We start from the raw sequence: 6884 nt of genomic DNA, 5'->3' as shown, positions 1-6884 counted from the left end.
GGCGTGCTCGCCGCGAGCGGCGGGCTGGCCGCAGCCGAGCCGGGCCTCGAGCCGGCCATCACCAGCGCGCTGCTGGTGGTCAGCGGCTCGTTCCTGCTCGGCGTCGCCGCCGGCTGGGTGCTGACGCAACTCATGAAGCAGGTGCGGGGCCTGACCACCGCGCCGGTGCTGCAGATCGCGCTCGTCATCATCGCCGCGATGCTGGCCGCGCAATGGCGGCTCTCGCCGCTGCTCGCACTGCTGGTGGCCGGCATGGTGGCCCGCTCGCGGATGGCGCACGGCCTGACCGTCGAGCCCCAGCTCGGTACGGCCGGCGCGACGCTCAGCGTGATGCTGTTCATCTGCCTGGGCATGCTGTTCACGCTGGACGGCTTCTCGACGCTGTGGCCCTGGGTGCTGGTCATCGTCGTCGCGCGCCTGATCGGCAAGGGCATCGCGATCGCGGTGCTGGCCAAGCCCAGCGGCCTCGGCTGGCGCCAGGCCGGCGCGCTGACCATCGCGCTGCAACCGATGAGCAGCCTCGCGGTGCTGCTGACCGCCGACACCTTCGGCTGGCCGTCGCAGCTGCCCGGCGCCAATGGCGGCGTGTTGCAGGCGCTGCTGATCTCCACCACCCTGCTGCAGTTCATCGGCCCGCTGCTGGCCGAACGCGCCGTGCGCGACCTCGCCCAGGAGTGCCCGCCCATCTCGAACACGAAGGTTCCCTGACATGGCCCTGGCCGAATTCACCACCTCCGAGCCGCTGACACTGGGCGTCGAGCTCGAACTGCAGCTGGTCAGCACGCACGACTTCGACCTCGCACCGCAGGCCGAGGACCTGCTGCGCGTGCTCGCCAAGCACACCGGCGCCTGGGACGTGAAGCCCGAGATCACGCGCAGCATGATCGAGATCGGCACCTCGATCCAGCGCGAGCACAGCGGCCTGGTCGCCGAGCTGCACGACCTGCGCGGCCAGCTGTCGCAGGCGGCACGCAAGCTGAACATCGGCATCGCCGGCGGCGGCACGCATGCGTACCAGCATTGGAGCGACCAGCAGATCTTCCCGACCGAGCGCTTCCACTACATCAGCGAGCTGTACGGCTACCTGGCCAAGCAGTTCACCGTGTTCGGCCAGCACGTGCACGTCGGCTGCGAGGATGGCGACACGGCGCTGTGGCTGCTGCACGCGCTGTCGCGCTACGTGCCGCACTTCATCGCACTGAGCGCGTCGTCGCCGTTCGTGCAGGGCGTCGACACCGGCTTCGATTCGGCGCGCCTGAACTCGGTGTTCGCGTTTCCGCTGTCAGGGCGCGCGCCGTTCGTGACGACCTGGGACGACTTCGGGCTGTACTTCGACAAGATGACGAGCACCGGCGTCGTGCAGTCGATGAAGGACTTCTACTGGGACATCCGGCCGAAGCCCGAGTTCGGCACCATCGAGCTGCGCGTGTGCGACACGCCGCTCGACGTCGACAAGGCCGCGGCACTCGCGTGCTACCTGCAGGCGATCTGCCGCTACCTGCGCGAGGAGCGGCCGTTCGAGCCGTCGGAAGACGACTACCTCGTCTACACCTTCAACCGCTTCCAGGCCTGCCGCTTCGGGCTCGAGGGCGAGATCGTCGACCCGCAGACCAAGCAGCGCGAGAAGCTGCGCGACAACATCGTGCGCACGCTCGCGCGGGTCGACGAGCATGCGCTGGACCTGCGCTCGCTCGACGCGAGCAACCTGATCCGCGACAGCCTGCGGCACGGCAACGATGCGCAGTGGCTGCGCAGGTTGCGGGCCGAAGGAGAGCCGCTCTCCTCCGTGGTGCACAAGGCCGCCGACCGCTGGATGTCGTAGCCCGGACGGCAATCCGGGTTGCCAGATTCAAGCCTTGGCTTGCGCGAGCATCGTCTCGGCGTTGCTGACCTCGAACTTGCCCGGCGCCTCGATGTTCAGCGTCTTCACGACGCCGTTGTCGACCAGCATCGAATAGCGCTGCGAGCGCACGCCCATGCCACGGGCGATCAGGTCCAGCGTGAGGCCGGTGGCCTGCGTGAACGTGCCGCTGCCGTCGGCCATCATGCGCACCTTGCCCAGCGTGTGCTGGTCGCGGCCCCAGGCGCCCATCACGAACGCGTCGTTGACCGAGACGCACCAGACCTCGTCGACGCCGGCGGCCTTCAGCGCCTCGGCGTTCTTCACGTAGCCCGGCACGTGCTGGGCCGAGCAGGTCGGCGTGAAGGCACCGGGCAACGCGAAGATCGCGATCTTCTTGCCGGCGGTTTCCTTCTCGACGTCGAAGGTGTTCGGGCCCAGGCTGCAGCCGTTGCCTTCAACTTCGATGAATTCCTGCAGCGAACCTGCGGGCAGCTTGTCACCAACTTTGAGCATCTCGATCTCCAAATGAAAAAACGGCCGGACGCCAGTATCCCAGCGTTCCGACCGTCTTGTGCGGAGCCCTCAGGCTCCGTTGTCCTTCTTAGACTTCGCGAGCCTTCTCGATCAGGCGCGTGACCACCCAGGACTTGGTCTTGGAGATCGGACGGCCTTCGGCGATCTCGACCACGTCGCCCAGCTTGTACTCGCCCTTTTCGTCATGGGCGTGGTACTTGCTCGACTTGCCGACGATCTTGCCGTACAGCTCGTGCTTGGTGCGGCGCTCGATCAGCACGGTGACGGTCTTGGCGCGCTTGTCGCTGACGACCTTGCCCACCAGGGTGCGGGTGTTCTTCAGCGGGGCTTCGGTCGTGGTTTGCGTGGTGCTCATTTGGCAGCCCTCTTCTTCTCGGCCAGGACGGTCTTCGCACGCGCGATGTCGCGGCGCGTGTTGCCCAGCGTCGAATGGTTGGTCAGTTGCTGAGTCGCCTTCTGCATGCGCAGGCCGAAATGGGCCTTCAGCAGGTCAGCCACTTCCTTTTCAAGGCCGGCGACGTCCTTGGTGCGGAGTTCAGATGCTTTCATGTGGTTCTCCAGTCAGGCCTCAAGAGCCGACCTGACGCGACACGAAGGTGGTGCTCAGCGGCAGCTTGGCCGAAGCCAGCTTGAACGCTTCGCGGGCCAGCTCTTCGGGCACACCGTTGAGTTCGTAGAGCACCTTGCCGGGCTGGATTTCAGCGACGTAGTACTCCGGATTGCCCTTGCCGTTGCCCATGCGGACTTCGGCAGGCTTTTGCGAGATCGGCTTGTCCGGGAAGATGCGGATGAAGATCCGGCCGCCACGCTTGATGTGACGCGAGATCGCACGACGTGCGGCCTCGATCTGGCGCGCGGTCAGGCGACCACGCTCCGTGGCCTTCAGGCCGAAATCACCGAACGACACGTTCGCACCACGGGTGGCGACGCCGGTGTTGCGGCCCTTCTGCTCTTTGCGGTATTTCCGCCGAGACGGTTGCATCATGCTAGTTCTCCTTAGGCCTTGCCCGAGCCGGTGGCATCGGGGGCCTTGCGCACGCGCTTGGCTGCGCTGGTCGGCGCGTCGGTGGCGGGAGCACCCGTCGCCTCGGCCGGCTTGTCGCTGCCTTCGACCGGGGCACCGCCCTGGCGGGGCGTACCACGATCACCGCGATCGCCGCGGTCACCTGCACCACCGCCCGGACGGCCACGGCCAGCCGGAGCGCCGGGGCGCGTGTTGCGGCGCGGACGACGATCGTCCTCGGGCACTTCGGCCTTCAACTGCGGCACTTCGCCATTGGCGAGGCGGTCGCCACGGTAGACCCAGCACTTCACGCCGATGATGCCGTAGGTCGTCTTGGCTTCGGAGAAGCCGTAGTCGATGTCGGCCTTCAGGGTGTGAAGCGGCACGCGGCCTTCGCGGTACCACTCGCAGCGGGCGATCTCGATGCCGTTCAGGCGGCCCGACGACATGATCTTGATGCCCTGCGCGCCCAGGCGCATCGCGTTCTGCATCGCGCGCTTCATGGCACGGCGGAACATGATGCGCTTCTCGAGCTGCTGGGTGATGCTGTCGGCGATCAGCTGGGCATCGACTTCAGGCTTGCGCACTTCTTCGATGTTGACCGCGACCGGCACGCCCATGCGGCGGGTCAGTTCGGCTTTCAGCTTCTCGATGTCCTCGCCCTTCTTGCCGATCACCACACCCGGACGAGCCGAGAAAATGGTGACGCGGGCGCTCTTGGCGGGGCGCTCGATCAGGATGCGCGAGACGGCGGCGCTCTTCAGGCGAGCCTTCAGGAAGTCGCGGACTCGCAGGTCTTCGGCCAGCATCGTCGCGAAATTCGCGTTCGATGCGTACCAGCGCGAAGCCCAGTTGCGGGTGACCGGCAGCCGGAAACCGGTCGGATGGATTTTCTGTCCCATGGTTTTCCTTCTGCGCTCAGTTGCCCACGGTCACGAAGATGTGACACGTCGGCTTGCTGATGCGGTTGCCGCGGCCCTTGGCCCGTGCGGAAAAGCGCTTGAGGGTGGCAGCCTGCTCGACGAAGATCGTCTTGACCTTCAGTTCGTCGATGTCGGCACCGTCGTTGTGCTCTGCGTTGGCGATCGCCGACTCCAGGGCCTTCTTGATGATGCCGGCTGCCTTCTTGGGCGTGAAGCTCAGGATGTTCAGCGCCTGGTCGACCTTCTTGCCGCGGACCAGGTCGGCCACCAGCCGACCCTTGTCGGCAGAGAGGCGGACGCCGCGAACGATTGAACGGGTTTCCATCGTCGTCATCCTTACTTCTTGTTGGCCTTCTTGTCGGCCGGGTGCCCCTTGAACGTGCGGGTCAGCGCAAATTCACCGAGCTTGTGGCCGACCATCTGGTCGGTGATGTACACGGGCACGTGCTGCTTGCCGTTGTGCACCGCGATCGTCAACCCGATGAAGTCGGGAAGAATCGTCGAGCGGCGCGACCAGGTCTTGATCGGCTTYTTGTCCTTGWTGGYMRAGGCCTTSTCGGCYTTGGCYATCAGGTGATGGTCAACGAACGGACCTTTTTTGAGCGAACGGGTCATGGCAGCCCCTTACTTCTTGCGACGCGAGACGATGAACGTCTGCGTGCGCTTGTTGTTGCGAGTGCGGTAGCCCTTGGTCATCGTGTTCCACGGCGACACAGGCACCTGGCCCTCGCCGGTACGACCTTCACCACCACCGTGCGGGTGATCCACCGGGTTCATCGCGACACCGCGAACCGTCGGACGGATGCCCTTCCAGCGACGCGCACCGGCCTTGCCGTACTGGCGCAGGTTGTGCTCTTCGTTGGCCACTTCGCCGATCGTCGCGCGGCAGTCGATGTGGATGCGGCGCACTTCACCCGAGCGCAGGCGCAGCTGGGCGTAGGTGCCTTCGCGTGCCAGCAGCGTCACCGAGGTGCCGGCCGAGCGTGCGATCTGGGCACCCTTGCCCGGCAGCAGTTCGACGCAGTGAACCGTCGAGCCGACCGGGATGTTGCGGATCGGCAGCGTGTTGCCGGCCTTGATCGGCGCTTCGGCGCCGCTCAGCACGGTCGCGCCGACATCCAGCCCGCGSGGGGCGATGATGTAGSKGCGCTCGCCGTCGGCGTAGCACACCAGMGCRATGTGSGCCGTGCGGTTCGGGTCGTACTCGATGCGTTCGACCTTSGCCGGAATGSCRTCCTTGTTGCGCAYGAAGTCGACCACGCGGTAGTGGTGCTTGTGACCACCGCCCTTGTGGCGCATCGTGATGTGGCCGTTGTTGTTGCGACCCGCGTTCTGCATTTGCGGTTCGAGCAACGAGGCTTCCGGACGACCCTTATAGAGGTGGCTGTGAACCACCTTCACCACGGCACGGCGGCCGGGCGACGTCGGTTTGACTTTGATGACGGCCATTACGCGGCCTCCCCGGAGAAGTTGAGCTCCTGGCCTGCCTTCAGCGACACGTACGCCTTCTTGACGTGGTCGCGGCGGCCGATGGAACGGCCGAAGCGCTTGACCTTGCCCTTTTGAATGACGGTCTGCACCGACTCGACCTCGACCTTGAACAGCAGTTCGACCGCTGCCTTGATCTCGGGCTTGGTGGCATCGCGCAGCACCTTGAACAGCACCTGGTTGTGCTTCTCGGCAGCGGACGTGGCTTTTTCGCTCACGATCGGCGCCACCAGCACCTGGGCCAGGCGGCCCTCGTCATGCTTGGTCGTGCTCATCCCAGCATCTCCTTGAGTTGCTCGATCGCACCCTTGGTCACCAGGATCTTCTTGAAGAAGACCAGGGACAGGGGATCGGCGTAACGCGGCTCGACCACCATCACGTTGGCGAGGTTGCGCGCGGCGAGCAGCAGGTTGTCGTCGACCTGGTCGGCGATCACCAGCACCGAGTCGAGGCCCATGGCCTTGAACTTGGCAGCCAGCTGCTTGGTCTTCGGCGAGTCGACGGTGATCGAATCGACCACTGCGACAYGGCCTTCACGGGCCAGCTGCGAGAAGATGGCGGCCATGCCGGCGCGGTACATCTTCTTGTTGACCTTCTGCGTGAAGTTCTCGTCCGGGCTGTTCGGGAAGATCCGACCGCCCCCGCGCCACAGCGGCGACGAGGTCATACCGGCACGGGCGCGGCCCGTACCCTTCTGGCGCCACGGCTTCTTCGTCGAGTGCTTCACGACGGCGCGGTCCTTCTGGGCGCGCGTGCCTTGGCGGGCGTTGGCCTGGAACGCGACGACGACCTGGTGGACCAGGGCTTCGTTGTAGTCACGGGCGAACACGGTGTCGGGCGCGTCGACCTTGGAGGTCGCCTGGCCTTGATCGTTGAGGAGCTCGAGTTGCATCAGTTGGCTCCCTTCTTGGCCTTCACCTTGATACCGGGGCGCACGACCACGTGGCCGTTCTTCGCGCCCGGCACGGCGCCACGGACCAGCAGCAGCTGGCGGGCTTCGTCGATGCGGACGACGTCGAGGTTCTGGACGGTCTTGGTGACGTCGCCCATCTGGCCGGACATCTTCTTGCCCGGGAACACGCGACCCGGATCC

12 protein-coding genes and 1 pseudogene are annotated in these 6884 nt (G+C 65.7%); 2 read left to right on the top strand and 11 right to left on the bottom strand.

The window, feature by feature from the left end; translation table 11 throughout:
• Both AC1D12_RS20095 and AC1D12_RS20090 read left to right on the top strand, forming a co-directional pair.
• The coding region (locus AC1D12_RS20095) for a cation:proton antiporter domain-containing protein (protein WP_477842462.1) at window positions 1-708 on the top strand (708 nt) is incomplete at its 5' end.
• Window position 709: 1 nt separating this feature from the next.
• A complete protein-coding gene (locus tag AC1D12_RS20090) occupies window positions 710-1822 on the top strand; it encodes a YbdK family carboxylate-amine ligase (protein WP_047506373.1) in 1113 nt (370 codons plus the stop codon).
• Window positions 1823-1849: 27 nt separating this feature from the next.
• On the opposite strand, the gene AC1D12_RS20085 is transcribed toward AC1D12_RS20090, so the two are convergent.
• The 11 genes and pseudogenes from AC1D12_RS20085 to AC1D12_RS20035 form a co-directional block, all read right to left on the bottom strand.
• Window positions 1850-2356: a peroxiredoxin gene (locus AC1D12_RS20085; RefSeq protein ID WP_477826785.1), complete on the bottom strand. Its 507-nt coding sequence runs from the start codon at window positions 2354-2356 to the stop codon at window positions 1850-1852.
• Between the two features lie 88 nt (window positions 2357-2444).
• Window positions 2445-2732 carry a 30S ribosomal protein S17 gene (rpsQ, locus tag AC1D12_RS20080; RefSeq protein WP_052211991.1) on the bottom strand — a complete coding sequence of 96 codons (288 nt, stop codon included), beginning with the start codon at window positions 2730-2732 and terminating at the stop codon, window positions 2445-2447.
• Entirely contained in the window at window positions 2729-2926 is a 198-nt protein-coding gene (rpmC, locus tag AC1D12_RS20075; protein WP_047506370.1) for a 50S ribosomal protein L29, read from the bottom strand. Before rpmC ends, rpsQ begins: the two co-directional genes overlap by 4 nt.
• Before the next feature lie 19 nt (window positions 2927-2945).
• Window positions 2946-3362 carry a 50S ribosomal protein L16 gene (gene rplP / locus AC1D12_RS20070; RefSeq protein WP_047506369.1) on the bottom strand — a complete coding sequence of 139 codons (417 nt, stop codon included), beginning with the start codon at window positions 3360-3362 and terminating at the stop codon, window positions 2946-2948.
• 11 nt (window positions 3363-3373) lie between these two features.
• A complete protein-coding gene (rpsC, locus tag AC1D12_RS20065; protein WP_477842460.1) occupies window positions 3374-4282 on the bottom strand; it encodes a 30S ribosomal protein S3 in 909 nt (302 codons plus the stop codon).
• 16 nt (window positions 4283-4298) lie between these two features.
• On the bottom strand, window positions 4299-4628 hold the full coding sequence (gene rplV, locus AC1D12_RS20060; protein ID WP_047506366.1) for a 50S ribosomal protein L22: 330 nt from the start codon (window positions 4626-4628) through the stop codon (window positions 4299-4301).
• A gap of 11 nt (window positions 4629-4639) precedes the next feature.
• Window positions 4640-4918: a 30S ribosomal protein S19 gene (gene rpsS / locus AC1D12_RS20055; RefSeq protein ID WP_477842458.1), complete on the bottom strand. Its 279-nt coding sequence runs from the start codon at window positions 4916-4918 to the stop codon at window positions 4640-4642.
• 9 nt (window positions 4919-4927) lie between these two features.
• A complete protein-coding gene (gene rplB, locus AC1D12_RS20050; RefSeq protein ID WP_477842456.1) occupies window positions 4928-5752 on the bottom strand; it encodes a 50S ribosomal protein L2 in 825 nt (274 codons plus the stop codon).
• Window positions 5752-6066, bottom strand: a complete 315-nt coding sequence (gene rplW / locus AC1D12_RS20045; protein WP_047506361.1) for a 50S ribosomal protein L23 — start codon at window positions 6064-6066, stop codon at window positions 5752-5754. Before rplW ends, rplB begins: the two co-directional genes overlap by 1 nt.
• Window positions 6063-6683, bottom strand: coding sequence for a 50S ribosomal protein L4 (rplD, locus tag AC1D12_RS20040; RefSeq protein WP_477842454.1), 621 nt, complete (start codon window positions 6681-6683; stop codon window positions 6063-6065). The genes rplW and rplD overlap by 4 nt, the downstream gene beginning before the upstream one ends.
• Window positions 6683-6884, bottom strand: a pseudogene (locus tag AC1D12_RS20035) (50S ribosomal protein L3); the annotation flags it as partial. The gene rplD and the pseudogene AC1D12_RS20035, both read right to left, overlap by 1 nt.

It is taken from the genome of Rhizobacter sp. P1_G5, assembly GCF_056405435.1.
The sequence above is the reverse complement of the archived record's forward strand: the minus strand, read 5'-3'. Positions and strand labels throughout refer to the sequence as shown.

Excerpts from the sequence above, each read along its gene's own strand:
- AC1D12_RS20085 (WP_477826785.1), bottom strand. The coding sequence starts at position 2,356 with ATGCTCAAAGTTGGTGACAAGCTGCCCGCAGGTTCGCTGCAGGAATTC.
- rpmC (WP_047506370.1), bottom strand. The coding sequence starts at position 2,926 with ATGAAAGCATCTGAACTCCGCACCAAGGACGTCGCCGGCCTTGAAAAG.
- rpsC (WP_477842460.1), bottom strand. The coding sequence starts at position 4,282 with ATGGGACAGAAAATCCATCCGACCGGTTTCCGGCTGCCGGTCACCCGC.
- rplW (WP_047506361.1), bottom strand. The coding sequence starts at position 6,066 with ATGAGCACGACCAAGCATGACGAGGGCCGCCTGGCCCAGGTGCTGGTG.
- rplP (WP_047506369.1), bottom strand. The coding sequence starts at position 3,362 with ATGATGCAACCGTCTCGGCGGAAATACCGCAAAGAGCAGAAGGGCCGC.
- rpsQ (WP_052211991.1), bottom strand. The coding sequence starts at position 2,732 with ATGAGCACCACGCAAACCACGACCGAAGCCCCGCTGAAGAACACCCGC.
- rplV (WP_047506366.1), bottom strand. The coding sequence starts at position 4,628 with ATGGAAACCCGTTCAATCGTTCGCGGCGTCCGCCTCTCTGCCGACAAG.
- AC1D12_RS20090 (WP_047506373.1), top strand. The coding sequence starts at position 710 with ATGGCCCTGGCCGAATTCACCACCTCCGAGCCGCTGACACTGGGCGTC.